Origin of the sequence: Mucilaginibacter phenanthrenivorans (genome assembly GCF_024721155.1) — a bacterium.
Classification (GTDB): Bacteria; Bacteroidota; Bacteroidia; order Sphingobacteriales; family Sphingobacteriaceae; genus Mucilaginibacter; species Mucilaginibacter phenanthrenivorans.
This window is the reverse complement of sequence record NZ_JAHVAP010000007.1, coordinates 199,117-224,303: the sequence shown is the minus strand read 5'-3', so window position 1 is coordinate 224,303 and position 25,187 is coordinate 199,117. Positions and strand designations below refer to the sequence as shown.

The following is a 25,187-nucleotide window of genomic DNA, read 5'->3' as shown; positions in this document are numbered from 1 at the left end:
GACAAATGTTCGGATAGTTCCTTTAAATTGATCTCAAAAAGGCGGAGTGGCCGAGTGGTTAGGCGGGAGTCTGCAAAACTCTTTACGACGGTTCGAACCCGTCCTCACGCCTCAATAAAAGTGCTTTTCATAATTTAGGTTTATAATTTGGTTGAAATGAGCTCCTGTTTACCGGGAGCTTTTTCTTTTTAAAAAGGTCAGCCTGAATGAATAATTTGTTATGGCATTCAAGCATTCTGTAAAATCAAAGTACGGTTGACAACTGCTCAGCCCGAATCATATCTGCAATACTCGTTTCTGACAGGATTTTAAGTTCTTCTTCCCGTATTTTAACATAAACCTTTTTAATACTGCATGTAGCTTCATCAAGGCATTCTTCGCAGCTGCGATAATGATATGCGCTGGCACAGGACACCCTCGCTATGGGTCCATCCATTAACCTGACTATGCCAACCAAAAACATTTCTTCAGGCGTTTTATTTAAAATGTATCCACCATTTACTCCCTTTCGGCTATATAAATAGCCGGCATTTCTCAATTCTAATAAAATTACTTCTAAAGACTTCTTAGGGATTTTTTCCAGTTCAGAGATCTTTGAAACCGGCAATGGAGGTTGATCAATATTTTTCGCAAGAAATATCAGCGCTTTTACAGCGTATTTCGCTTTTTTAGACAGCATATAATTAAATCATTTTGCCGGTTGTTGTTTTATAGTCAATTGATCTGGTAATATTCACCAGCCTTTGATAGCCCCGCCTTTAAATGCAACTTCTGCAGCTTGCGCCACTTCCGGCGATTGATAAGCCTTCACAAACCGGGCCACATTATCCTGGCTTTTGTTATCTTCCCTTGATACAATGATGTTTACATAAGGCGATTTCTCGTCTTCCACAAATATGCCATCACGTTTGGCAACCAGCCCTGCGGGCCCGGCAAAAGTGTTGTTGATAATCGCGATGGTTACATTCTGGTCATCAAGCGAACGCGGCAACTGAGGGGCTTCAAGTTCTAGGATCTTAAGGTTCTTCGGATTGCTTACAATATCATTCACTGTCGGTAATAACCCTACGCCATCCTTTAACTTTAACAAGCCTGCCTTTTGTAAAAGCAGCAGGGAACGTCCGCTATTGGTTGGATCATTAGGAATAATGATGGTGCTGCCGTCCTTCAGCTGGTCGATACTTTTTATTTTACGGGAGTATCCGGCCAGGGGGTATACAAATGTATTACCTAAGATTGCAAATTTGTAGCCGCGTTGCTTGGCCTGTACATCTAGGTACGGTTTGTTCTGAAAAACATTCAGATCAATATCACCCTGGCTTAAAGCAGCATTTGGCATTACATAATCATTAAACTGTACCAATTCCACATCCAGGCCATATCTTTCCTTAGCAACTTTTTGCGCAGCTTCCGCTACCTTAAATTCCGGGCCCGATTCTACACCCACTTTAATGTGGTTAGTGTTATTCGCCTGTGGTTTTCTACCGCAGGCAACCAGGCTTATTGACAGTATGACAATGCTGCTTAACTTTTTTATATTCATGTTTTTAATTTAAATTATTTACGGTGATCCACCTTTTTCGCTATGAAATCACCAGAAACCTGGATAAAAAACACCAATGCCACCAATAAAATCAATACCGTATTCATTACCACTATATCATAGCCTACATAACCATACTGGTAACCAATTTGACCCAGACCGCCAGCACCTACAGCGCCGCCCATAGCGGAATAACCTACCAGGGTGATCAGGGTAATTGATGCTGCGCTAATTATAGAAGGCAGCGCTTCAGGCAGCAGTACCTTCAACACAATTTGTAATGGCCTTGCACCCATTGCCCTTGCCGCCTCTATTAAGCCATTGGGGATTTCCACCAGGCTGTTTTCAACCATCCGGGCTATGAATGGCGCAGCACCAATGCTTAGCGGTACGAGGGCGGCCTGTACTCCAATTGACGTACCAACCAGCGCTCTTGTAAACGGGATCATCCACACAATAAGTATGATAAACGGAATTGAACGGAATATATTCACCAGAATAGAAACAACGCTATTGAGCCAACGATTTTCTGAAACCTGGCCTTTACGGGTCATAAAAAGCAATACACCGGTTGGCAGCCCGAGAACAAATCCAAAAAAACCAGATACAAAGGTCATTACGATGGTTTCAAGCAATCCTCTTAAAATCATCCACACCATTGGTTCAGACATAGCCCAACACCTCCACTTCTATCTTTTTACTTTTATAGTAAGCTAATGATTTGTCCGTACTTTCCGGGTCACCGGTCACTTCAATCAACATTATTCCATATTTAACTCCGCCTGTATAATCCATTTGCGCGCTGATAATGTTATTATCTACCCCGAAAAGCCTGCTGGCTTCTGACAATATAGTCGCTTCGGCGGAACGCCCGGTAAATTCAAGTTTTACCACCGGGTGGTTTTTACCTGATGGTGCCGCTGTTAAACGCTGCTCATACTCAACTGGTAATGCCGCGTGAAGTGACGAAGAAATAAATTGCTTTGCAATGCCGGTTTCGGGGTACGAAAACACTTCACTAACCGATCCGCGTTCAATCAGCTTGCCATCACTGATCACCGCAACCTCGTTGCAGATAGCTTTTACAACATTCATCTCGTGAGTGATTAGCAATATGGTGATATTGAAGCGCAGATTAATATCCTTTAGCAAGGCAAGAATTGACCTGGTTGTAGCAGGATCCAAAGCACTGGTTGCTTCGTCGCACAATAACACTTTGGGATTACTAGCCAACGTTCTGGCAATGGCAACCCTTTGCTTTTGCCCGCCGGATAAATTTGCCGGGTACTCGTTTGCCTTTTCCTCCAGACCAACTAGTTGTAACAATTCGTTTACCCGGCTTTTAGTTTCCGATTTAGAAGTTTTATCCAATTCGAGCGGGAATGCTATATTTTCAAAAACCGTTCTTGAAGACAATAAATTAAAATGCTGAAAGATCATCCCGATTTGCCGCCTTGCCTTCGCAAGTTCAGATGGCGAAAGATTGGTGAGGTTTTGCCCGTTAACGATCACCTCGCCTTTGGTTGGCTTTTCAAGTAAATTGACGCAGCGGATAAGTGTGCTCTTACCTGCTCCGGATGCTCCGATAACACCGAGAATTCTGCCCTGCGGCACAATTAAGGATACATTTGACAGGGCCGTTACCTGGCTATGCTTTTTGGTAAACGTTTTAGTTATATTTCTTAGCTCGATCATTTAATATTTCGCGCAAATATACTCTATAATTCCTATAGAACTAATTCACTTATATTAAACTTACACTAAAATTAAAAAGCTAAATTTTCATATTTGGACAAACAGACGTTTTGAATCCTTGACTAAAAATAAAAACCCGGCCCCTAATAAAAGGGAGCCGGGAACCTCTGTATGAAAAAATCAACCTTTTAGCAAATAGGCTTCACCTTTACAAAGGCACCGTTCGCATCAAATTGTAAAACGTAATGTGTATTGTTTGCTGTTATAAATACGTCGTAACCGGTAACTGTGCTGCCGGTGCTGATTGAAAATGCCTTATCAATAACGTATCCAGGATAGCTTGCTGTTAAATAGGTAGCAATAGCAGCAGGTAAATTGGCTGCTGCTACGGCAGTATGTTTGCCGCCATGCTGTTCGGCCTGAATCCGTTTTATTAGGACGCCAGTTGCGCTTATATCGGTAGCGTACAGCACTACGTTCTTGCTGATCAGGATATAAGTTGAATCAGATGTTATAGCTGCATGCAGCAATGTGTCGGTTGGATAAGTTGTAGTGAAGAATGTTTTCACAACTGATGGAATTGCGCTTAAAGCAATAGTATCTTTGTGTTTGCCGTCCCGGTCACTAAAAAGTCCGCCTTCATGCCATCCCGGCCCCTTACCTTTCATATCAACTCCTGCCATTTGCTCAAGTACGCTTACAAAAGTTCCGGTTGCTGTAAATTTCAGGCCAACCAGGTTGCTGTTGTATTTAATTACCACAATGTAATTGGTAACAACACTTAAGCTATCGGTTATTTTGAAAGCCTTTTCAAAAGTGTAACCTGAATAATTTGTTGTCAGGTAAGTCGTAACCGCAGCAGGCAATGCGCTGGCAGCCACAGAATCCTTTTTAGAATGTTTTGAAAAGCAGTTTACCAGGTAAATACTGTCCGTACTTCCAGATGAGCTCGCAAGTGAAGCGATGGAGATTGTCCCGGAGGATGTTGTAGTACTGGTTGTAGTTGAGGTAGATTTTGCATCTTTCTTGCACGAAGAAAAAATGCAAAGGATGCCTAAAAGCATCATTGCGGGGTAAGTAAAATTTGTTTTCATTTTTTTTAAATTGATTTGCAATTGGTATGCGGTTCTAAAATTATGGTTGCAGGATATTTCATGCTACCATGTACCGACGAAGTGCGGAATTAAATCGATGAACTAATGCTTACTCTCTAATCATTCTTCAATCCTATCTGGTGGCCGGCGTAATCTGTCAAAAATTCGTTGCTGATAAAAAAGTCCAGGCTGAATATAGTCCGGTAGTCACCGGTAACATTGGGGTTTTCAATTTCGGTTAGGTTACCGGTGCTTGTAGTGGTATATGCATAAACAAACCCTTTATTGGTAGTTACGGTTACCTTGGTGTCAACAGGCAGTTCGCCAATACTGTTTGTGGCCTTAGAGTCTTCAATAATAGTAACGGATGGAGTGCCTGTATCAAACAGTATTTCGGCAGATGTGCTGTTACTGCCGTATGTTATAGTTGCCGGGATTTCGGGTGAATAACCGCCAACGCTATAATAAGTTAAAGGATGCATAATAAAGCCTGATGCTGATGCCAGGTCCGTAGATGTTAAACCAATGGTAAGTAATGCGGGAACATACTTTACAGTGCTGGTGAAATAGCTGCTAACCATGGTTGCCAGCTTAAACCCGCTGGTTAAACCTGTTCCGGGTGAGTAGTAGCTGAGGGGGCTTGCTATCAAATTACTGCTGTAGCTTACACCCGGCCCTACGCCAAATACATCGGCTGAATGTGCCGCCTCCTGCTGGCCATTGCCGTCTACAATTTTGTAATAGAGAAAAAACGGGGTCCTGGTGATGGATAGCTTGCCATTGGCATCGCCGATAGTTACTGCCGCATAGGCAAGGTAGCCGTATTCTTTGGTTATATCATCGCCGCCGCCATAGGCTATTACAGACTTCTGCGAGGTAATGGTAATACCATTTACCACCGTCGAGTCGCCGGTGAAGGTAATGCCGCTACTGGTGATCATGGATGCAGGGATGATATCCGCAGCGTCCAACGTCATCCCGGTTGAACCGGTATCAAATATCCCCAAATAAGAGATCGTTTTTGTGCCGATCTTGGTCAGAGGGATAAAAATCCGTTTGTCAACCCCCACAGCATACTCATACAAGCCGAGCGTTACAGGGCTGGCAGTAACCGATGATGCAAGCGAAGTACTGCTTTTGGTAGAAGTACCTTCCTTTTTACAGGAAGCAAATACGATAAGTAAAAATAAACAAACAACTATTTTGGGGTTGGTACTTTTCTTCTCCATAGCGGTTAATTTTAAATGATTAAAATTAAACTGCTACGAAGCAGCTAAAAACGAAACATCGATAAAGGTTGGTTATTTATCGACTAACCTCATTATTGGCAGCGAGACAGGCCATCGGTACTGGAATCATCACCTGGCTTTATGATCAGGGCCTTTTCGAAATAAGGTTTTGCCTCTGCTTTATGGTTGGCCATCAGCATGGCCCAGGCCAGCATGTGGTTGCCGTCATAATCAAAGGGGTAAAGGTTTACCACCACCCTGAAACATTTGATGGCTGGGTCGTACTGTTTGCGGTTGTAGTAAATAACGCCCGCCCAATAACTAGCCTGCGTATTTTGAGGATCGATCTTTAATATGGCCAAATATTGCTCAAGTACTTTATCCCAGCTTTGCAGAAACGACAGCGGTTTTACATAACCGAACTTGGCCTCAACCGATCCAGGCTTTATAATTGTAGCTTTTAGATAATACGACTGCGACGCGTTATAATTTTTATTGAGATAATTTAGCCAACCAAGCCGAATATTCACCTCATAACTATTCTCAGAATAATAGGGTGATATATCGCTTATCGCCGCCGGATAGTTCTTGTTATACTCATCGGTATAGCTATTATGAAATGCCTTTTGTAAAACAGCATTGGTTTGTGCACTTAATCTTATCGCACAAAAAACCAATAGAATAATAAAAAGTAAACGTTTCAAAATTTCCATAGTATCCCCGCAGTAATGGCGTATTGATTATAATTGAGACTGTGTGTTTCGTCGGTCTTTTTTTCAAAACTGTAATTCAGCTGCAACTGAGCATGTCTGCCAATTTGGTAAAAAGCAGTTTCACCCAGTTTTAATTTCGATACATCAATCGCGTTGTAAATATATAAAGCATCGGCATCAATATAATCATCTAAATTGCTGAACGTTGCTGAACTTTCAAGCCATGTATTCTTCATCAGCTTAAAACCGGCGCGTTCATCAAATATCATCCTGCCGTTGCTGCCTGCGCGCTGATAACTTTCTCTGCTTATGGCATACAGGTTAAGATTTCCCAGCGGGTACCATGTAATTCCGGCGTTATATTGCTGCAGCTTTTTATCAATCATATTTCCAAAATTCACATCAGCCTGTAAATCAAAATATGTGTCTGTGTATTTAAAGCCCAATAAGCCTATATGACTATCATAAGTTTTATCCAGGTAGTTTGTGTTCAAATAATGATAAGCCCCTAATATGATAATATTTTCTGTGATTGCATAGCGTAAACGTGCATAATATTCAAGCTGGCGATCTAAATGATTAGCTGTGTCGTGAGGCTCATCCAAAACTTTATTGTTTACCGATTGACCGTAATAGATGGCGGATAAGTCAAGGGTTAATTTCCAGTTTAGCCGTGTTTGCAGAAATATGCGGTTATAAGCTGCCGTTCCTCTATAGTAATTATCGTTATACTTTATCCCGGTTTCAAGGCCAGTGCTTAGGATATGGAATGAATAAAGATTAAAGCCTTGCTGATGTTCGGCATCAAGATAAGCCCCATTGTATGAGGCCCCCGGTTCCTGATTAAGGTATAAATGGCACAAGTAGGCATAATACCGGGCATCCTGGTTGTAGGAATTATTTTTAAATACCTGGTCATATGCATTTAATGCTGCTTTATAATTCCCGGTCATCATGTAAGCATAGCCCATTCTTGACCGCAGTTCGGGAAAGTCAATTCCATTTTTAATAGCCTGCTTTCCAAAAACTGCTAACCGGCTCCAGTCAGCTCTGCCAAATAACGTTGCCGAGGTGCTGTCAGCCTGTTCAAAGGTTTGTACCTGTGCCCGGGCTGAGTTTAAGCAAAATAAAAAAGTAAAGATTAATACATATTTTCTTTCACCCATTGTGCTTCAACTTTTTTGCCTTTATGGTCCACTATAAAAGTTTTTATTTCACTGCCGTCAAAATTTATAAGTGCCTCCATCGTCTGCCGCGCTCCACCAAATCCTTGCTTAATTTGTTTTGACCGTATGAGAGGATTGGTGCCGTTTAGTGTGCACGAACTTTCATAACTCAATTTTACAAATTGGTAAAATGGCGCTAATATATCATGCAACCATAAAACATACTTACCCGGGGCCAATTGCAGGGGATACAGGTCCTTCACTTCTATTACAGGATCTGTTATAAACATCACTTTATAAGCAGCTAAATAAAAACTATATAAAAGCGAGTTCTTATCACCATAAAAGCTGGTAAAGTAAAATGATGTGCCATTATTGATGAAATAAGCAGTTGCTCCCTTTGTTTTGCTGTAGATATAAGATTGATTAAACTCATCGGTAAAAACCTCAAGCATTTCCGGCTCCCGGCCTTGCGCCAGCAATGTGGCAATATAGCCGGGTTGAAAATTGAATGCTTGCTTAACAGCATTGTTTATAATCGCAGGGCTAATGGTATCGCCTTCAGCAGGAACTTCAAAACTTGATAATACGTCGCCTTTAAGATAATAAGCAAAAGGATAGGTCAGTGTTTTGGAGCCGATATAGGGTGTTGCCTGCACCTGGAAATGTAAATGCGGCTCGGGCGAGCGACCGGAATTACCCACAGTTGCCAACTGCTCACCCCGTTTTACATAGTCACCAATTTTTACCTTCAGCGAATTTTTTTTCAGGTGCGATATTTTGCTATAAAGGCCCGTGGCGTGTTTTATCACAATGGTGTTGCCCCAATTTTCGGCGGTATTTACCTGGCCAATGCCGTTATCATCGATGTGCGCTACCGCCTCTTCCACTACTCCATCGCCGCAGGCAAATACCGGCTTGTTAAAGCAATAATAGTTTGCGGCATCTGTTCCTGTTGATTTATAGGTTTGTCCATCTTCGTCCTTTATCACAAAATCCAGCGCCTCAGCCCACTCCCCCTTGTGCGTTATGTCACCCTTGTAACCTTGCGACACCGTCCAGTTGCCCATAAACGGGAGGCTGAATTTAAAATAGTAAATATCGCGCAGCCGTTCGCGGGTGTTGAGGTATTGGTACAGGTTGCGCTCCGGCGAATAATGCTGCAGCGGCGTCAATACCAGTTTGCCTGCTCTTGTCCTAAGCCTTAGAAAATAAAGCGTTAAAAAAGCGGTAACACAAAATGGGAGCGACAATACAGGCAGGTCATAAACGCCCAATATTTTTGTGAGCCCATTAATAAATAAAAGCGTTAACGGAACAGTGATAGCCGCCAATAAATATGAGCGGCCCGACGGGATGAGAAAAAAGCAGCCGGTTGCAGCTGAAGCCATCATTATATTACTGCCCAAATGATAATAGCTGATGCCTTCGGGGTAGGTGCCGGTAAGTGAATTAAACAGGCACGCGGTTATAAATGCAATTACCAGCAAGCTAAAATGGATGCGTGAATGAATAACAACACCAACACTGATAATTAACCCGGCCATAATGCTGTTTTGAAATAACACCGCGCTTAATGACCTGAAAAATAAGCCAGGCCAGTAAAGAAAACTTTCTTTGCCGGCGATGAATATCTCATTAAGAACTGCGCTGTTCTTTTGAGTTAGCCCCATGTGGTAAATGCTGTTTGCCGACGATAACAGCAGCCAGAATGTCAAGATAAAAGGGATAGACAGAATAGGGTAATTTCGTTTACCCAGCGCGGCAGCCATTGTTACACTCATCATGGTTGCAATGGTGCAGCCAATTATCAGCCATATAAAAAAGGTTGGATTAGGCTGGTAAAAAGTTCCGAAGCCTATGCCCAGAAGCAGTGGGTTAAAGCTGTAGAAACCCATCCTGATGCCTTCGCGGTTATATCCCAGCAAAGTAACCAGGGTGAGGGATAATGCCAAACCGATAAAACCTGCCAGGCCTGCGGTAATATTAAAAAAGGAAACAACAAGCAATAAGGCGCCCAGTATTTGATTTTGCGAGAAAAACAAAATAGCATAGCTGTTGATAACAGCCTGTGATATGAATTTTATTTGCTTGCTCACTTATTTGTTTTATCCGGTGTTAAATGTTCGGGTACCAGTTCAGGGGCTTCCATATATTCAAGTGTTTCCGGTTTTCGTACCTGGTGCACCCGGCTGTTTTCATCAATTAGTACGATGCCCGGCCTGCTGGTAATAAACTGCATCCATTGGGTCATGTTATAAGCGCCCACTTTATGAACAACCAAATTATCTCCCGGGTTAAGCATCGGCAGGTTAATGCTTTCGCGGATCACATCAATATTCATGCATAACGGGCCGTATAAGACCATGTTTTCGGAATGCTGCGAAAACTCCTGCGCCGGGGTAATTTGGTGGTTGTACCAAAACGACGTAAACAAAGTATTTACCCCAAAATCAACAATGGTGGCCCGCCGCCCGTCGCCGAGGCGCTTATTGGCTATTACGCTGCCAAGCAGGTAGCCAGCATCATCAATTAGCACCCGGCCGCATTCCATTATCAGCAGTGGCAGTTCGTCTTGGCTAAACCCGGCTTCCAATATGGCAGTCGTTATCGCTTCGGCAAAGTCGTCTACCGACGGCACGGTATCCACACCTGGCAAATAAGCGCCCTTTAAGGTATTGGTTGATGGTAAGCCGCCGCCCAGGTCTAAATATTCAATAGGGTTATTCAGCTGGCTTTTGCACCTTAATGCCAGGGTACACATTTTGCGGGCTGCTATACTGTATGCATTTACCGAGAGCATAAATGTACCGATATGGCAATGCAGCCCCACCAGGTTTAATTTGCCTGACGAAATGATCTTTGTTATTGCCGACCAGGCCTCTTCATTTTCATAATTAAAACCAAAGCGGTCCCATGACGGATAGATGCCGGTATCCATATTTACCCTTATGGCTACCCTCGGTTTTTTACTGATGGTTTCGCAGATGGAAAGCAAAGTGTACAGCTCATCCAAATGATCAATGTGCAACAGAGAATCGTTCTCTATTGCCAGCAAAAGGTCTTCTATTTGTTTGGCGGGGCCATTAAAGATTATTTTGTTGCCGGGAACGCCATTGCCCAGTGCTTTACGGTATTCAAAGCCCGATACAACTTCGGCCCAGCTACCTTCCTGGTGAAAGATGTTGCAGACGGCGTTGAGGTAATTGGTTTTATAGCTCCATGCAAATTGCACCGCCGGGTAACGTGTTTTAAATGAGCGCAACGCAGCGCGTACATTTTTGCGGATCTGCTTTTCAGACAGCACAAACAACGGCGAGCCATACTGCGCCAGCAATTCCTTTACAGGGTGCTCCTCAATCGAACTTACGTACTGCGACTCCGGCGCTGCGCCGAACTTATTCATCGGGTTGGCGTTCAGCTTTCTTATAAAAGGCCGTTCGTATTTAAGCTTTCCCATTTTTATAAATGAACTTTAGCTATACTAAGCTCACCAAAGGCCGAATATTGCTGAAAATCGGCAATATCAACCAGGTGATCCCATGAATAGCGGATAAACATTTTTCCTGCCGTGTATTCAGTAAAGGGCTCAACATCGGCCCCCATAGCCATTTTCACCAATGCAGCCGGCTGATTTTGACCAACCCCGGCAGTAAGATAAACCCATGCCGGGAACCGGGGATTTATCTCCATAATAAACAGCCTCCCACCTTCATCACGCATTATCTCCATTTCAAAGCCGCCCTTCCATTTGGTTACACTGGCAAACTTTACTGCAAGTTTAATTAGTTCCTCATCCTCAATGGTTATGCCCGCCCATGCCTTCCCTTTGTCAGTTAGATAAAGCTTCCGCATCGGGATAACGCTTATGGCATTTCCTTTTCCATCAGCCAGTCCTGCAATGTTTATTTCGGTGCCTTTAATAAATTGCTGGGCAATAACCGGCAAGCCCCATTTAGCGCTTAAATGATGGAATGATTTTATGGCAAGATCTGGCGTGTGATTTACAAACGCCTCGTAATATTTTCCCTTTACCACCAGCGGGTATCCGAGCTCGTGGCCGGCTTTGGTAATATCGCCCGCTGTATGTAGCTTATGATCAGCCGGGACGTTAAAGCCATGCTCAGCTCCAAAGTCAGATAAGTTCATTTTATCGCGGGCTGCCAACTGTTCTTCGGTTGGTAAATAAGTTCTGATCCCAATGGAATCAAGCCAGGGCGTTATTTTAATAAAATTATAAAGTTCAGCGTCGAAATTCGGAATAACCAAATCAAGCATCTCCTGTTCATGAATATATTGAAGTCGGCTTTTTAGCGCAGCAATGCCGGCAGTTGGATAAGGGATCTGGTAGGTTTTATCAACCATACCGGACATATAAATACCGGGTTCAAGCGATTCATAGCTCAGACCGATTATGCGCACATCATGCCCCAACTCATCCCTTATGGCCCTTATAACGGCAATACCCGGGCCCGGATTATCATTGGCATTTAAACCTGTTATAGCAATGGTCATATCAGCACTCAATTAAGTTTGCCTCCCTTAACTGTATTGTCCAGTCCTCCCAATCGCGATTAAGCTGCTCTGCCGTAACATCATATTTTTCAAGGATGTTCTTCCTGATCTGCTCATCAGGTTCATTGTTTTTCATTGCTGATAAAATAGCCGTAGCCATAGCATTTCCTGAAAACGAATCGCCGGTAGCCGGGTTAAATATAAACCCGTTCTCGCTGGTAGCTATGTTCTTTTTTATTTTCATTTGGCGGCAACAAATTTCAAGGTCATAAATGTAAGGTTTAACTACGAAGCCATCAAATACTCAATTCTTGACGCCAGCACATCCATGTCCTTCGGCTTAATAAAAAGTGCATCATACTTGTATGAGTCAGCAATAACTTTTTTGCTGCGGTATACGGTTACTACAATCACGGGGATCTCTCTTAACTGCTCGTCTTCCTTTAAATCGTTGATAATATCTTCACAATCTGCATCCAGCAATAAATAATCCAAAATAATCAGATCGGGATTCAACTCTTTTGCCCTGTCGTATACCGAGTTTGGGTCGTAAATAGTAAGCAGGTTATAATCGCCATAAAATAAAACCTGGTCAACCGCAGATAACACGCGGCTTCCTTTATCTAATACCAGGATGTTTTTTCTTGCTGCCGGAAATTCCATAACTTAATGATTTTAATGTAATTACATAAAGTTGCATAGAATTGCGACGGCGGGTAAACATTTATCGGTAAACCGGGGATATGTACCGATGAACTGGTGGAGAGTCAGTAGTCCTTGGTCTTAAGTTAGTAGTCGATAGTCGTTAGGTTTGCCTTCGAAAATCGCTCCATTTACTTTTTCCAGGATTCAATAGCTACATCTTATCTGACTTAATACTAAGGACTACAGACTCAAGACTACCTACTTCTGCCAGTTCTTAATAAAATCAGCATAATTATTACCAACCGGCACCTCTGCCATATTAAGCTTTACCTTACGGTTATGGATAGATCTTATCTTTTTTAAGGCAACAGCATAGCTTCGGTGGATGCGGGTGAACTGATCGGCAGGCAATTTTTCAAGCACGCTTTTCATCGACATCAAAGTTAAAATCGGCTTTTCGGCACTTGTGAGGAATATTTTGATATAGTCCTGCATACTTTCAATGTATTCAATATCCTTTAGCGGGATTTTGATCACCCGATACTCCGAGTGTACATAAATACATTCGTTGCCGGTGTCGCCGTCCGAATTCTTATACCTGGCATATTCAACCGCCTTGTTTACAGCGGTGGCAAAGCGCTTAATGTTTATCGGTTTTAACAGGTAATCCAGCGCTTCCAGCTCAAATCCCTCAAATGCAAAGTTTTTATATGCAGTGGTAAATATGATCATGGGTTTATCAACCAGTGAGCGCACCAGATCGACCCCGGTAATATCCGGCATGTCGATGTCAATAAATAACAGGTCCACGTGGTTTTTTGTGAGAAATTCAGCGCCGGAAACAGCATCTTCAAAAGTTCTTAAAAGCTGCAGTTCAGTAAACTCACCAATATACTTTTTCATGATCTCCAACGCCAGTGGCTCGTCATCTATGGCTATACATTTTAGTTTCATTTGTATTAATTTTAATATTAATAAACTACGTTTAGGCAGTTAACAATCAATCTCCAGCCTAACCGTAAACAAATCATCATTTGTGCTGATCTCCAGCTTATGCTTTCCCGGGTAAATATGCTCCAGTCGTTGCCGGGTATTTGCAATGCCAATTCCTTTCCGTTTGTTGGATGCGCTTTTTTCAAATATGGTGTTACTACAATAAAAGAACACCTTGCCGTCATCCACATCAAGTTTTATCTCTATCACTCCCTTTTTGTTTTTGCTGATACCGTACTTAAATACATTTTCAATAAAGGTCATCAGCACCAGTGGTGCAATTTTCTGGTTCTTTATTGCCCCATTAAGCGTAAAGTTCAGTTTGGTTAGTTTGCCCAGCCGCAGTTTTTGCAGGTCGATATAATCGTTAATACAATCTATTTCACTTTGCAGTAGTACAAAATCTTCGGTAACCTCGTCGGTAACATAACGCATAATGTTCGAGAGTTTCATAATACTCTCCGAAGTATGCTCGCTTGCAGTTACCGAAAGGGCGTATATATTATTAAGCGTGTTGAAAAGGAAATGCGGGTTTATCTGCGCTTTTAAAAAGGAGAGTTCGGCATGTGCCTTTTCTGCCTGGGCCTTTACCACCATTTGTTCCGTCACCTGCCATTTTTGGACGGTACTTATGGCAATGCTCAAGCCAATAACAATAATGAAAATGAAGAGCGCCACCAAATCGATATTACCAGACTGGTGGATGATGAGTAAGCGGTTTGCCGGCTTTAATAACGGATCCTCCATCCGCAGGTCCTGGTGTGGCAACGGGCCGAAGGGCAGATTCTTTAAACCGGGAGAACTGCTGTCGGGCTGCATCATAGAGGTGCCCGCCGGGTTATTCAGATTAGGGTTTTTCAGCAAGTTATGACCAAGCAGGTTATCAAAAGGCTGTAAAAAATAAACAAGGCCCGATAGCAGCAAAATGATAATGCCATACCTGATATATTTCTTTTTAAAAACAAAGCGCGGCACCAGCACCCAGGCGTTTAAATAAAACATGAAAATATAGGTAAGGCAAAACAGCCAGTAATAAGGCGACGACAGGATACGTAAATTATTGCTGCTGCCGTGTTGCGTGCGATTCATGAATAACAGCGGGAAGCCCAAAAACACCAGCCAACCAGCGGCGTGGATAAAAATGTTTGCGGCTTTAGAACGAAGCATATTCACTTTGTAATTATTTAAAATAGCTTTTGGTATGTTTTTGTTTACCGTTTCCATTACCCGATTATTTTAAAACCTTTTGCCACAGCAAAGGCACGTTCTTAGGGCCGTTAATATAGGAATAAACTATTTTCATTTATAAATAAAGCTTCCTTAAAATAAACACCTGCAACCGCAGGCGCTCCCAAGCGCGAAACCGGACAACCCGGGTTTATTTACTCTCCAAGTCCTATACGCAGATGAAAGGTCAAAACTGCAGTAATATCTCCGGGTGGCCAACAGTCAATCGGTGAACGGGTATTTTGTATGGATGAATGAGATGGGTGTAAATACTGAATAACATTTTGTTGCATATGTCGATGAATGCTGAAACAGATGCGCCGTTGAATTACTATCGTGGAACACCCGCAAAAACTCCTGAATGTTTTACCCGCCCCGTCCCTCGCGAACGCAAAAAAAATCAAAAAATTATATAGTTAATTAGTCGATAAAAACCGGCTCCCTGTCGATAATTTGATTGCTGCTGCGTCCGCTTCCTCCACATTTGGTCATTGTTTCACCAGAGAAAATTAAAACGCGTATGAGGTCATTCTGACTATTGTTTAATTATTAATTCTAATGTCGAATGAGATCGTATGTTCAAATTACAGGACTGCTTATCCTGATGCTAAGCGCCTGCCAGCCAAGTCTTTATAACACCCCTAAAACCCGTGCTGTTTCTATAAAACGGCTCATCCCGCCCGATGGGATGGTGTACATTCCATCGGGTACTTTTTTGTACAAAATGCTGAATGATGATAAGGCAGAGCAAAGGAAAGTGAGTGTAAGCGCCTTCTTTATCGACAAAACTGAAGTGAACAACAAGCAATACCAGGCCTTCGTAAACTGGGTTGCCGATTCGGTTGCCATTACCGATTACCTGCACGATGATTCCTTTTATCTGCCCGCAACCGGCGCCACCGTTGGGACGCGCAATAAAGAGATCAGGCTGATAGACTGGAGCAAGGTAAACAAGATCTCACCGCTCTGGAAAAAGGCCCCGCCCGAGGTAAAGGAAAAGCTGGCGCCAATGATGACTATGCTTAACGGCGCCCGCATGCCCAACCCCGACCTGATGATCTACCGCTTTTATTACATCCGCATGGATGGCGTAAAAAACAACGAGTATAAGGAGGATACCGTTAGGGTGTATCCACATGAGGCTGTTTGGTCGGCTGATTTCCCGAACTCGCAAATGACGGTTATGGATGCCAACTATTTCACCAACAAGGTATATCAATACAACCCGGTGGTAGGGGTAAGCTGGAAACAGGCAAGGGCCTATGCCGACTGGCGCAGCACGCAGCTGAGGATCATGATAAAAAACAACCCTAACCTGCGGAACTTTAAGCTCAGCTTCAGCCTGCCAACCGAGGCCCAATGGCAATATGCTGCCGAAGCCAAGCTTGACCCTGCAGATACTTTAGATCATACGGTTAAAACCACCGTTGATAAAGTATCTGGTAAGGAGCAGCTATCACTGAATTTTAAACAGGGTGAAGGAAGCTATTCAAGCGATGGATCGACATTTACACTGCCGGTTACCTCCTACACACCAAATGCATTCGGCATCTATAATATGGCCGGCAATGTTTCGGAATGGACGCTGGATGCCTTCAGTCCGTCTTCATCTCAATTGGTAAATGACCTTAACCCGGCGCTGTTGTATGACGCAAGTATTAATGATGCTCCGCTGATGCGCCGCAAGGTAGTACGCGGCGGATCATGGAAAGATAATGGCGAGATGCTAAACACTGACACCCGAAGCTTTGACGACCAGGACGCGGCGCATTCCTACATCGGTTTCCGCTGTGTGATGGCAGCCTTTGAGCTCACCGGCGAACAGGTTAAAACCAGGAAATACACTAAAAAATAAAATTATGAAAAACATGAAAAAAATAACCGCAGTAATTCTCCTGCTATTGGGGACCTGCATCCATACAGTATTTGCGCAGGCTGTTTTGGCCGATAGCACTATCACCGATACGCTGCCGGCTTACGACGTAAACCTGCAGCAAATTGATCTGAGCCAGGCAAGGCCTTTTCCGTATCCAAAATCAACTGCGGCAAGCATCCGGCTATACGCACGGGTTTGGCGGGTGATAGATCTGGCTGATAGCGGCAACGCCATCCTGAGTATCCCGGGTCACTCCCTGATGGAAACCATAATGAAGGGCATAGAAAAGGGAAAGCTTACACCCTATGAGAAGGATGATTTCAAAAAGAAATTATCTGCCCGACAGGGAAAGCAACGCTTTGCCGACTCGGTGCTGGTGCCAAAGTTTGATAAGGACGGCAACGAGATCTCGTCAAAAATGGTGCTCAATGAATTTAATCCCGACAGGATAACAAAATTCAGGATTGAGGAGGATGTGTTTTTTGACAGGCAGCGGGGCAGGGTTGATACCCGGATAATTGCCCTGGCACCTATGATGATGATCACGGGGTCGTCTGATCTGCCGGCAAACATGTCGTCGACACCTGCCTTCTGGCTTTATTTTCCGCAGCTACGTTATGCTTTGGTAAAGGAAGATGTAAGCGATCCGGATAAGGAAGTTTTTGATGTAACACTCGACGATGTTTTTATGCAGCAAAAGTTTACCGCTTACCTGGTTAGGGAATTTACACCCGGCAGAACGGATGGCGGTCAGTTTGATCCGGGCAGCCCCGAAGCGCTTAAGCTCGAACAGAAACTTGCCGGGTTAAAGAAAAACATCTGGAAAAATCCAAAAGGAATAAATGATAAGAACCTGGTTGATAAAACCATAAATAATAAGGAGGCAAAGCCATGACAATGCAAGGAAGATTAATAAAGGACTTTATCTGGTGGATGGTAATTTTAGCAGGAATGGCCTGGTGTGGCAAAGTGGAAGCACAGGTATTACCTGAATACAGTGCATTCCCAAAAACATCTGTTGGTTTGCAATTGGGCACACAGGGCATCGGGATACAGGGTACCGCAAGCTTTTTGCGCGCCTTTAATGCAAGGTTTGGTTTTAACATGGTGCCCGGCATAACCGTGCTTTATAATAGCCGTGATTTAAGATTGGACCGCAGCAGTGTATACGCAATTGTTGACTGGCAGCCACGCTATGGCGGCGGTGATTGGTGGTCGCGTAAATGGTTTGTGAGCGCGGGGATGGGCTACTATTTCAGCAACACCATTTACCGCGAAGGAATAGGCGCCACACCAAATTATTCGGTATCAATGTCGAAAGTAAGGCCATACATAGGTACCGGGCTCGGCAATATCCGGGTGTTTAATGACATCAGCATGCGTGCGGATTTTGGATTTTTTATCCCTACCAGCGCTCCAACATCAACCTATGAAAACAAGGCAAACACCATAACAAACGGGTTAAAGGGCCTTTTGCCCGGCATGAATGCTGGCCTTACATTTTATTACCATTTCTGAATTTATTAACCATTAAATTTTATATCATGAAAAAGACAAAAAAAATCAACTGGCTGCATGTAGCAATCTCGTGGGGAGCCAGCATAGTAATTCTTGGCGCAATGTTCAAGATCAACCACTGGGGCGGCGTGTTAGGCACTTATATGATCGGCATGGGGCTGACGGTAGAAGCGCTGTTATTTTTTACACTGGGATTTTTCCCGCCGGCACAGGACCCTGAATGGGAACGTGTATACCCCGAACTGGCTATAGACTATGATGGGGAATTGCCAACAGTGGGAACTGCTAAATTAAGCCCAACAGGTAATACTGCAGCGCTAGACAAACTGCTGGCGCAGGAAGTGAGCCCCGAAAGCATCAATAAGTTGGGTGAGGGATTAAGGGTTTTTGCCGATAAGATGAACAGGATTAATACACTGGCGGATATTTCATTAGGGACCGACGAATTCTCCATCAAGCTTAAACAGGCGTCGTCAAAATTCGATTTGTTTGGATTAGCATTTGAACGGGCCACAGCAGGACTTTCGGCAATTGCCGAAAGCAGGGCTGACACCAACGCATATCAGCTCCAGGTGGCAAAGCTTACTCATAACCTTGGGCAGCTGAACTCTTTGTATGAAACCGAACTGAAGGGGGCTGATGCCAACTTAAGGCAGGTGAACCATTTTTATGAAGGATTAAGCAGAACGCTTCAAAACCTTAATGAATCTGCGGATGACAGCAGGATGTTTAAGGACGAGGTTAACAAGCTGGCTAAAAATATTTCGGCACTCAATGTATTTTATGCCAACATGCTTTCTGCAATGAACCAGCCGCGGATGTAGATCTCGGCAGGAAAAAATAAGTTTAGGTATTAACATTTAAAACAAAGGATATGGCTGCTGCAGGAAAAGAAACCACCAGGCAAAAAATGATAAATTTCATGTACCTGGTATTATTGGCAATGCTGGCCCTGAATGTATCTGAAACAATATTAGACGCGTTTAAAACTATAAACGACAGTCTTACTGCTTCGGCAGGTAACGTAGGTAATTCAATACAGCAATTATTCACCACATTTGAACAAACCCGGCTGCGGGAGTCGCCGGAGCGGGCGAAGCCCATTTATGAAAAAGCCAAACAGGCCGAAAAGGTAACGCGCGACCTGGATGATTTTATCATGGACATAAAAAGGGAGCTCACCAATCAAAGCAATGGCGTTGATGAAACTACCGGCGATCTGAAGGATCGTGATAACCTGGATATTGGTTATAATGTAATGATCAATAAAAAAAGGGCGAAGGCGCTTAAGGAAAAGATCAAAGACACCCGCGAAAAGCTGAAGGAGATCCTCGGGAAGGACGACAGCCGCCTGGTATCATTCACCCTAAATGCGGATGATCCGGTTAAGCATTCGGGTAACATCCGTACCTGGGAGGAACTAAATTTTGGCGAAGGTGTGCCGCTTACTGCAACTTTCACCATCCTCTCAAAGATCCAGGCGGATAATAAAAATGCCGAATCGGAAGTGGTTAAAAAGATCCTGGGCAAGATGGATCAGGCCGTGGTTAACCTCGACAAATTTGAAGCTGTTGCGGTAGCACCTACATCCTACCTCATCCAGGGGCAGCCTTACAAGGCCCAGGTATTCCTAACGGCATACGATTCAAAGTCGGACCCGGTAATGCAGGTTGGCGGTACGCCTATTAATGTATCCGATGGTAGGGGCGAATACACAGTAGGAACCTCCCGCGAAGGCATTTTCAAATGGCAGGGAACCATAAACGTTAAGCAGACTGATGGCACCATAAAAACCTATACCACGCCTGAACAGCAGTATATGGTTGCCCGCCCGTCTGCAGTTGTTTCGCCGGATAAAATGAATGTGTTTTATATCGGGGTTGATAACCCGGTGTCGGTATCGGTGCCGGGCATCCCCTCAAAAAATATCAGGATCGGGATGTCGTCCGGCATACTTACCGGCTCATCGGGAAAATACATTGCTAAGGTGTCTACCCCGGGTACGGTTACGGTAACCGTGTCAGCTGAAGTTTCGCCGGGTAAAACGCAGGTATTAAGCAGCACACAGTTCAGGGCAAAAAGGATCCCCGACCCTATTGCAAGGTTCTCGGGCAAATCAGGCGGCAGTGTGCCAACTGTAGCACTGAAGGCACAGGACGCCATTTACGCTACGCTGGATAATTTCGATTTTGATGCGCGGTTCCATATTACCCGGTTTAGCCTCATCATTGCTAATCCAAGGGAAACGGCATCGGTACAGATGGGATCAGGCAACTCCCTTAGTTCAGAAATGCATGAATCGCTTAATGGCATTAAGCCTGGCTCAAGGGTGATATTTGACAATATTATAGCAGTAGGGCCCGATGGTTCGCCCCGGCAGCTGGCACCGGTAGCGCTAACGGCAAACTAAAGCGGCATGTAAAGTGTACCTCCGAGCTTCGTTAAAAAGTCTTCAGACTTAAGTCTGAAGACTCTTTTGTTTCGAAATCCCGTTTTGGCAACAAATACCCCATTTCTGTTGCAGTACTTTTGCTATTTGTCTAAATGTTGATGCTGTTGAGTTTGCGCTCAGAGGCAATCAACTCCGGCCATTCGCTAAAAAGCTGTTTGTAATAAGCTATCCCATTCTGCAGCTGCGCCTTAAATTTATCCAGGTGTTTTCTTTTCTTATCATTCAGATCTTTGATGTGTTTCTCCAGATCAGCCTGCAGGTAATCAATATAAAGGTTCAGTTCCTTGATAAAAACATGCGGCCGTTTAATATTTTCCAATAAATCGAGCCTGCCATAAATGTGGCTTACCATTTCCTCCAGCGAGTAGATCCTGGAGAAATAGGCCATGTTGGGGCCGGGGCAAATTGACACTGCGGTATTTTCCTTTGGTTTGTTGATATTGTATTTAAGGTATGCAGAGGAACAGAGGCCCTCGCAAAGGCAAATTTTCTCGGTTATGGTATCAAACTGTTCCTGGTATTCATCTTCAGGCAGCGACAAAGCCTGTAATTGCTTTATTTTTAAATTCTGGTATTCTCTCGATGATGTGCAGATGGGCTTTTCTGTAAATTCCGTATTGGTGCACAAGTACTTTTTGGTGCAAGGACTACCCGGACGATCGTTTTCAATCCGTTCGTTTCGTTGTTTTTCCATCGATGCCGGCTTAAAATTATTGAACAGGATCCCCAATGGCGATGCGCCGCTCAGGTAAAAATCCTCCTCCTTAGCTCCGGCCAACTGCATTAAAGTTTCCTCATCTACGTTGGTCACTTCCGGTACAAGCAGGAAGGGGCTTCCCCATCCGGTGGCATCCAGGTGGTAATACTCCATCAGGAAATTACTTTCCATGGCAGTACCTATCCCTCCTTGAACGCTCAGGCGTTGTTCCGGCACCCGATCGCAGGCAATGTTCTTGTTTATCAAAGCCCCCAGGTATAATGAGTAAAGCTCATCCACCATTTCCTGTCTTTTTTCTTTAAACTCTTCCAGTATCGGCCCTAGTAAGAAGCCATCTGTTGCGAAAGCATGCCCGCCGCAGTTCAAACCCGATTCTACCCTGAATTCTGATACCCACAAGCCTTTTTTAGCCAGGAATTTGGCTTGTATAAGGGCTGAACGAAAATCGCTCACCTTTAAAATTATCCGCTTGCGTAGTTTCCCCGTTTTATCCGGGAAAAAGTCATTAAACGATTCAATATAACTATACAGCCTTGGATTCATCCCTGCCGATAAAATAATTGCCGATTCCAGGTCGCTTTCTGCAAACCCGCGTAGTGCTGCCAATGCATCTGTATTTTCGCTGCCTGTATATTCTCCCTCAGCGGTAAAATTCATTTTATCCACCTTCGACATGATATTAACATCTATGGAGCCCTTGGTCATGTGCTGACGCAGGATATTCTGAAAGATTGTCTTTCGCTCCTTATCGGGATATTCCATCATCAGGTCGTAACCTTGTCTTAATAATGATTTTTCAGGCAGTAGTTCAAAATACCGGCACAGGTCGCTGCCTGCTTCAAATAATTCGGCCTTTAAACTTTCAAATTGTCGGTTTACAGCCCGGGCTAGCAGGTTGAGATAAGCGGTGATCCGCCTGGCCCTGCTATCCACCTCGGACTTTGAAATGGCATTGTATATTTCATTATTTTTTTCTGAATGGTATTCCCGCATTCTTTCAATCAACTCGTCATCAACGATGGAGAGCACTGAAGAAATACCATAGCGGGAAACTTTAAGTGGTGTATCGATGGAATAACCAAGTCCTAGTACAGGAATATGGAATGTGTGGCTCATGTTATCAGTATTGAATGGCCAAAGCTACATAGCCTGTTTTACCTAAAAATTGACGAAGGTCACATTTTGCACGTTTTATTGTCATTCTTTAATTTCTTCAAACCCGGCAGCTTTGGACGTTAAGAAAAACAAGCATGGCGGGAAGCACGATCCTCGAAAAAACCACCTGTTATCACTGCGGTGATGACTGCGACACTTTAAATATCAGCATTGATGAAAAAAACTTTTGCTGCAATGGCTGTAAAGGTGTTTACCAGGTATTATCTGAAAACAAACTTTGCAGTTATTATACCTATAATGACCACCCCGGCGCATCTCAGGAGCGTACCGATAAACGGTTTGATTATTTAAGCGAACCCACCATCATCAGTGAGCTGATTGATTATACTGACGCGGAAAAAACAATTGTTACCTTTTATGTCCCGCAGATCCATTGCAGTTCATGCCTTTGGCTGCTGGAACAATTGAATAAAATCAATCCTGCCATTCATTATGGGCGGGTTGATTTTCTAAAAAAACAATTAAACATCAGGTTTGATCACCGGCAGGTTAGTTTACGACAAGTGGTGGAGTTGCTGGATGACATCGGTTACGAACCGCTGATCAGCCTGCAGGATATTATCAAGGAACAAAATGCCGCAACAAAGGACAACCTGGTTAGTAAAATAGCAGTTGCCGGGTTTTGTTTCGGTAATGTGATGCTGCTCAGCTTCCCTGAATATTTCGGCATAGCTGCCGCGGAACAGTCCTTTAAATATTTCTTTGGACTGCTTAACATTCTTTTTATTTTGCCGGTTGTATTTTACAGCGGGAGCGGTTATTTTATTTCGGCCTGGCAAAACCTGCGCAATAAGGTTTTAAATATTGATTTCCCCCTGGCGTTGGGAATTGCGGTATTGTTTATTCGCTCTGTTGTTGAAATCATTACCAGGAGCGGCGCCGGATTTGCGGATACACTTTGCGGGTTGGTGTTTTTTTTGCTGATTGGAAAGTTTGTACAAAAGAAAACCTATCACCACATTTCCTTTGAGCGGGATTATCGCTCCTTTTTCCCTGTTGCTGTTCAAATTATAGAGGACAGTACGGAACGGCCTGTCCCTTTATCCCAACTCCACACCGGCCACCGTATAGTGATCCGCCATAACGAGATCATCCCTGCCGATGCCATTTTATTAAAAGGAGAAGCGCTTGTAGATTTCAGCTTTGTTACCGGCGAAGCAATCCCGGTTGGTAAAACTTTAGGCGAAATCATTTATGCTGGTGGCAGGCAAACTGGTGAAGCCATCGAGCTGGAGGTGATAAAGCCCGTTTCGCAAAGTTACCTCACCCAGCTTTGGAACAATGAAGCATTTACCCGAAAACAGGATAACCGCATGCAAACCTTTAATGACAAGGTTAGTAAATATTTTACCGTTGTGCTGTTGACCATTGCCTTTGCTGCTTTTCTTTTTTGGCTGCCCACTGATTTTAAAAGAGGTTTAGCTGCATTTACTGCCGTATTGATTGTAGCATGTCCTTGCGCTTTGGCATTAAGTACGCCTTTTACCATGTCTGCGGCGCTTGGTGTTTTCGACAAAAATCGTTTCTATCTAAAAAACACGGCTGTTGTTGAACAGCTTGCCGCTATTGATACCATTGTACTCGATAAGACTGGAACCATTACTAATGGGAATAATAGCAGTATCGAACTAAAAGCTGATCTGACAAGTGAGCAAAAGCAATTGGTATATAGTGTTTGTATGAACTCAAGCCATCCGTTGAGCCGTATGATTTGCCACTTTTTAGGCAGGGAGGAGCGTTTAGAAGTGACGCGTTATACAGAAATTGCCGGTAGAGGTATTACGGCCGATATCTATCCGCACAGGTTGCGAATAGGAAGTCGAAAATTCGTGCCAGGCCCACGGTCAACAACTCCGGAAGCAACTTGTGTGCATATAATGATCGACGAAAAGTATCTCGGCTACTTTTCCTTTGTTCAATCTTATCGTAATGGCCTTGAGAAAATTGCTGAACTTAAGGCAGGCTACAACCTGCAATTACTTTCCGGCGACCAGAACCACGAACTGCCCGAATTACTGCCATTTTTTGGGTTTGAAGCCAATATGCATTTTAACCAGTCGCCGCAGCAAAAGCTGGATTTTATCCAAAGCCTGCAAGCTAATGGGAATAAAATAATGATGATTGGGGACGGGCTAAATGATTCCGGCGCGTTAAAGCAAAGTGACCTTGGCATTGCCGTAACAGATAACATAAATAACTTCTCGCCGGGTAGCGATGCCATCCTTGACGGCGGCTCGTTTCACCTGCTGCCCGTGTTTCTCCGTTTTTCGAAGGATACCGTTAACATCATCCATTTTTCATTCTTAATATCTCTTACTTATAATTTAATCGGGCTGAGCTATGCCATAACCGGTAAATTATCGCCGTTAACTGCTGCCATACTGATGCCGGTAAGCACCGTGACCATCATTTCATTTACAAGCCTGGCTACACATTTTGCGGCAAAAAGGAGGAAGCTTTTATGAGCATCCTTTATTTTTTAATCGGTTGCAGTGTGCTGCTTGCCCTTGTTTTTTTAGGCGCATTTTTCTGGGCGCAAAAAAACGGGCAGAATGACGACTTATATACACCATCCATGCGTATGCTGCTTGATGAAGAAGATGAGATTCCGCCTGAAAAATGATGAC

Annotated in this window: 23 protein-coding genes and 1 tRNA gene; 8 read left to right on the top strand and 16 right to left on the bottom strand. The window is 43.7% G+C overall.

Features of this window, described 5'->3' with window-relative positions; genetic code table 11:
• Positions 1–40 precede the first annotated feature (40 nt).
• Positions 41–112 (top strand) — tRNA-Cys (locus tag KXD93_RS18390).
• A gap of 132 nt (positions 113–244) precedes the next feature.
• On the opposite strand, the gene KXD93_RS18385 is transcribed toward KXD93_RS18390, so the two are convergent.
• From KXD93_RS18385 to KXD93_RS18315, 15 genes are all read right to left on the bottom strand, one after another.
• Positions 245–679, bottom strand: a complete 435-nt coding sequence (locus KXD93_RS18385; protein WP_258138805.1) for an RrF2 family transcriptional regulator — start codon at positions 677–679, stop codon at positions 245–247.
• A gap of 54 nt (positions 680–733) precedes the next feature.
• Positions 734–1,543 (bottom strand): methionine ABC transporter substrate-binding lipoprotein MetQ, encoded by an 810-nt coding sequence (metQ, locus tag KXD93_RS18380; protein ID WP_258138804.1) that lies wholly within the window; start codon positions 1,541–1,543, stop codon positions 734–736.
• Between the two features lie 14 nt (positions 1,544–1,557).
• The gene (metI, locus tag KXD93_RS18375) at positions 1,558–2,214 is read right to left on the bottom strand and encodes a methionine ABC transporter permease MetI (RefSeq protein WP_258138803.1); all 657 of its coding nucleotides are present in this window, start codon (positions 2,212–2,214) and stop codon (positions 1,558–1,560) included.
• Positions 2,207–3,238 carry a methionine ABC transporter ATP-binding protein MetN gene (gene metN / locus KXD93_RS18370; RefSeq protein WP_258138802.1) on the bottom strand — a complete coding sequence of 344 codons (1,032 nt, stop codon included), beginning with the start codon at positions 3,236–3,238 and terminating at the stop codon, positions 2,207–2,209. Before metN ends, metI begins: the two co-directional genes overlap by 8 nt.
• Before the next feature lie 188 nt (positions 3,239–3,426).
• Positions 3,427–4,332 (bottom strand): PepSY-like domain-containing protein, encoded by a 906-nt coding sequence (locus KXD93_RS18365; RefSeq protein ID WP_258138801.1) that lies wholly within the window; start codon positions 4,330–4,332, stop codon positions 3,427–3,429.
• A 116-nt stretch (positions 4,333–4,448) separates the two neighbouring features.
• On the bottom strand, positions 4,449–5,561 hold the full coding sequence (locus KXD93_RS18360) for a hypothetical protein (RefSeq protein ID WP_258138799.1): 1,113 nt from the start codon (positions 5,559–5,561) through the stop codon (positions 4,449–4,451).
• 92 nt (positions 5,562–5,653) lie between these two features.
• Positions 5,654–6,274 (bottom strand): tetratricopeptide repeat protein, encoded by a 621-nt coding sequence (locus tag KXD93_RS18355; RefSeq protein WP_258138798.1) that lies wholly within the window; start codon positions 6,272–6,274, stop codon positions 5,654–5,656.
• Positions 6,262–7,440 (bottom strand): tetratricopeptide repeat protein, encoded by a 1,179-nt coding sequence (locus KXD93_RS18350; protein WP_258138797.1) that lies wholly within the window; start codon positions 7,438–7,440, stop codon positions 6,262–6,264. Before KXD93_RS18350 ends, KXD93_RS18355 begins: the two co-directional genes overlap by 13 nt.
• Positions 7,416–9,539, bottom strand: coding sequence for an urea transporter (locus tag KXD93_RS18345; protein ID WP_258138796.1), 2,124 nt, complete (start codon positions 9,537–9,539; stop codon positions 7,416–7,418). Before KXD93_RS18345 ends, KXD93_RS18350 begins: the two co-directional genes overlap by 25 nt.
• A complete protein-coding gene (locus tag KXD93_RS18340) occupies positions 9,536–10,900 on the bottom strand; it encodes a type III PLP-dependent enzyme domain-containing protein (RefSeq protein ID WP_258138795.1) in 1,365 nt (454 codons plus the stop codon). The genes KXD93_RS18345 and KXD93_RS18340 overlap by 4 nt, the downstream gene beginning before the upstream one ends.
• Before the next feature lie 2 nt (positions 10,901–10,902).
• A complete protein-coding gene (locus KXD93_RS18335; protein ID WP_258138794.1) occupies positions 10,903–11,955 on the bottom strand; it encodes an ATP-grasp domain-containing protein in 1,053 nt (350 codons plus the stop codon).
• A 1-nt stretch (position 11,956) separates the two neighbouring features.
• Positions 11,957–12,199, bottom strand: coding sequence for a PqqD family protein (locus KXD93_RS18330; protein ID WP_258138792.1), 243 nt, complete (start codon positions 12,197–12,199; stop codon positions 11,957–11,959).
• A gap of 41 nt (positions 12,200–12,240) precedes the next feature.
• Positions 12,241–12,618 carry a response regulator gene (locus tag KXD93_RS18325; protein ID WP_258138791.1) on the bottom strand — a complete coding sequence of 126 codons (378 nt, stop codon included), beginning with the start codon at positions 12,616–12,618 and terminating at the stop codon, positions 12,241–12,243.
• 240 nt (positions 12,619–12,858) lie between these two features.
• Entirely contained in the window at positions 12,859–13,554 is a 696-nt protein-coding gene (locus KXD93_RS18320) for a LytR/AlgR family response regulator transcription factor (RefSeq protein WP_258138790.1), read from the bottom strand.
• Positions 13,555–13,593: 39 nt separating this feature from the next.
• Positions 13,594–14,817 (bottom strand): sensor histidine kinase, encoded by a 1,224-nt coding sequence (locus tag KXD93_RS18315; RefSeq protein ID WP_258138788.1) that lies wholly within the window; start codon positions 14,815–14,817, stop codon positions 13,594–13,596.
• Between the two features lie 568 nt (positions 14,818–15,385).
• On the opposite strand from KXD93_RS18315, the gene porK reads away from it, so the two are divergent.
• From porK to porM, 5 genes are read left to right on the top strand one after another with little or no spacing between them, the layout of a single operon-like run.
• On the top strand, positions 15,386–16,675 hold the full coding sequence (gene porK / locus KXD93_RS18310) for a T9SS ring complex lipoprotein PorK/GldK (RefSeq protein WP_258138787.1): 1,290 nt from the start codon (positions 15,386–15,388) through the stop codon (positions 16,673–16,675).
• 4 nt (positions 16,676–16,679) lie between these two features.
• Positions 16,680–17,591 (top strand): hypothetical protein, encoded by a 912-nt coding sequence (locus KXD93_RS18305; RefSeq protein WP_258138786.1) that lies wholly within the window; start codon positions 16,680–16,682, stop codon positions 17,589–17,591.
• A complete protein-coding gene (locus KXD93_RS18300; RefSeq protein WP_258138785.1) occupies positions 17,588–18,214 on the top strand; it encodes a hypothetical protein in 627 nt (208 codons plus the stop codon). The genes KXD93_RS18305 and KXD93_RS18300 overlap by 4 nt, the downstream gene beginning before the upstream one ends.
• A 26-nt stretch (positions 18,215–18,240) precedes the next feature.
• The gene (porL, locus tag KXD93_RS18295; protein ID WP_258138784.1) at positions 18,241–19,038 is read left to right on the top strand and encodes a type IX secretion system motor protein PorL/GldL; all 798 of its coding nucleotides are present in this window, start codon (positions 18,241–18,243) and stop codon (positions 19,036–19,038) included.
• 50 nt (positions 19,039–19,088) lie between these two features.
• The gene (porM, locus tag KXD93_RS18290; protein WP_258138783.1) at positions 19,089–20,624 is read left to right on the top strand and encodes a type IX secretion system motor protein PorM/GldM; all 1,536 of its coding nucleotides are present in this window, start codon (positions 19,089–19,091) and stop codon (positions 20,622–20,624) included.
• Between the two features lie 130 nt (positions 20,625–20,754).
• Here the strand turns inward: porM and KXD93_RS18285 are convergent, their stop codons facing one another.
• Positions 20,755–22,500, bottom strand: coding sequence for a Clp protease/crotonase-like domain-containing protein (locus KXD93_RS18285; protein ID WP_258138781.1), 1,746 nt, complete (start codon positions 22,498–22,500; stop codon positions 20,755–20,757).
• 134 nt (positions 22,501–22,634) lie between these two features.
• Here KXD93_RS18285 and KXD93_RS18280 point away from each other — a divergent pair, with 134 nt between their 5' ends.
• On the top strand, positions 22,635–25,025 hold the full coding sequence (locus KXD93_RS18280) for a heavy metal translocating P-type ATPase (protein ID WP_258138779.1): 2,391 nt from the start codon (positions 22,635–22,637) through the stop codon (positions 25,023–25,025).
• On the top strand, positions 25,022–25,183 hold the full coding sequence (gene ccoS, locus KXD93_RS18275; RefSeq protein ID WP_258138778.1) for a cbb3-type cytochrome oxidase assembly protein CcoS: 162 nt from the start codon (positions 25,022–25,024) through the stop codon (positions 25,181–25,183). Before KXD93_RS18280 ends, ccoS begins: the two co-directional genes overlap by 4 nt.
• Positions 25,184–25,187 lie beyond the last annotated feature (4 nt).

What these genes read in the sequence shown, in the direction of transcription:
- metQ (WP_258138804.1), bottom strand. Translation starts at nt 1,543, where the DNA reads ATGAATATAAAAAAGTTAAGCAGCATTGTCATACTGTCAATAAGCCTG.
- KXD93_RS18365 (WP_258138801.1), bottom strand. Translation starts at nt 4,332, where the DNA reads ATGAAAACAAATTTTACTTACCCCGCAATGATGCTTTTAGGCATCCTT.
- KXD93_RS18320 (WP_258138790.1), bottom strand. Translation starts at nt 13,554, where the DNA reads ATGAAACTAAAATGTATAGCCATAGATGACGAGCCACTGGCGTTGGAG.
- KXD93_RS18285 (WP_258138781.1), bottom strand. Translation starts at nt 22,500, where the DNA reads ATGAGCCACACATTCCATATTCCTGTACTAGGACTTGGTTATTCCATC.
- metI (WP_258138803.1), bottom strand. Translation starts at nt 2,214, where the DNA reads ATGTCTGAACCAATGGTGTGGATGATTTTAAGAGGATTGCTTGAAACC.
- KXD93_RS18355 (WP_258138798.1), bottom strand. Translation starts at nt 6,274, where the DNA reads ATGGAAATTTTGAAACGTTTACTTTTTATTATTCTATTGGTTTTTTGT.
- KXD93_RS18335 (WP_258138794.1), bottom strand. Translation starts at nt 11,955, where the DNA reads ATGACCATTGCTATAACAGGTTTAAATGCCAATGATAATCCGGGCCCG.
- KXD93_RS18350 (WP_258138797.1), bottom strand. Translation starts at nt 7,440, where the DNA reads ATGGGTGAAAGAAAATATGTATTAATCTTTACTTTTTTATTTTGCTTA.
- KXD93_RS18330 (WP_258138792.1), bottom strand. Translation starts at nt 12,199, where the DNA reads ATGAAAATAAAAAAGAACATAGCTACCAGCGAGAACGGGTTTATATTT.
- KXD93_RS18360 (WP_258138799.1), bottom strand. Translation starts at nt 5,561, where the DNA reads ATGGAGAAGAAAAGTACCAACCCCAAAATAGTTGTTTGTTTATTTTTA.
- KXD93_RS18300 (WP_258138785.1), top strand. Translation starts at nt 17,588, where the DNA reads ATGACAATGCAAGGAAGATTAATAAAGGACTTTATCTGGTGGATGGTA.
- KXD93_RS18340 (WP_258138795.1), bottom strand. Translation starts at nt 10,900, where the DNA reads ATGGGAAAGCTTAAATACGAACGGCCTTTTATAAGAAAGCTGAACGCC.
- ccoS (WP_258138778.1), top strand. Translation starts at nt 25,022, where the DNA reads ATGAGCATCCTTTATTTTTTAATCGGTTGCAGTGTGCTGCTTGCCCTT.
- porK (WP_258138787.1), top strand. Translation starts at nt 15,386, where the DNA reads ATGAGATCGTATGTTCAAATTACAGGACTGCTTATCCTGATGCTAAGC.
- KXD93_RS18325 (WP_258138791.1), bottom strand. Translation starts at nt 12,618, where the DNA reads ATGGAATTTCCGGCAGCAAGAAAAAACATCCTGGTATTAGATAAAGGA.
- KXD93_RS18385 (WP_258138805.1), bottom strand. Translation starts at nt 679, where the DNA reads ATGCTGTCTAAAAAAGCGAAATACGCTGTAAAAGCGCTGATATTTCTT.
- KXD93_RS18280 (WP_258138779.1), top strand. Translation starts at nt 22,635, where the DNA reads ATGGCGGGAAGCACGATCCTCGAAAAAACCACCTGTTATCACTGCGGT.
- porL (WP_258138784.1), top strand. Translation starts at nt 18,241, where the DNA reads ATGAAAAAGACAAAAAAAATCAACTGGCTGCATGTAGCAATCTCGTGG.
- KXD93_RS18315 (WP_258138788.1), bottom strand. Translation starts at nt 14,817, where the DNA reads ATGGAAACGGTAAACAAAAACATACCAAAAGCTATTTTAAATAATTAC.
- KXD93_RS18305 (WP_258138786.1), top strand. Translation starts at nt 16,680, where the DNA reads ATGAAAAACATGAAAAAAATAACCGCAGTAATTCTCCTGCTATTGGGG.
- porM (WP_258138783.1), top strand. Translation starts at nt 19,089, where the DNA reads ATGGCTGCTGCAGGAAAAGAAACCACCAGGCAAAAAATGATAAATTTC.
- metN (WP_258138802.1), bottom strand. Translation starts at nt 3,238, where the DNA reads ATGATCGAGCTAAGAAATATAACTAAAACGTTTACCAAAAAGCATAGC.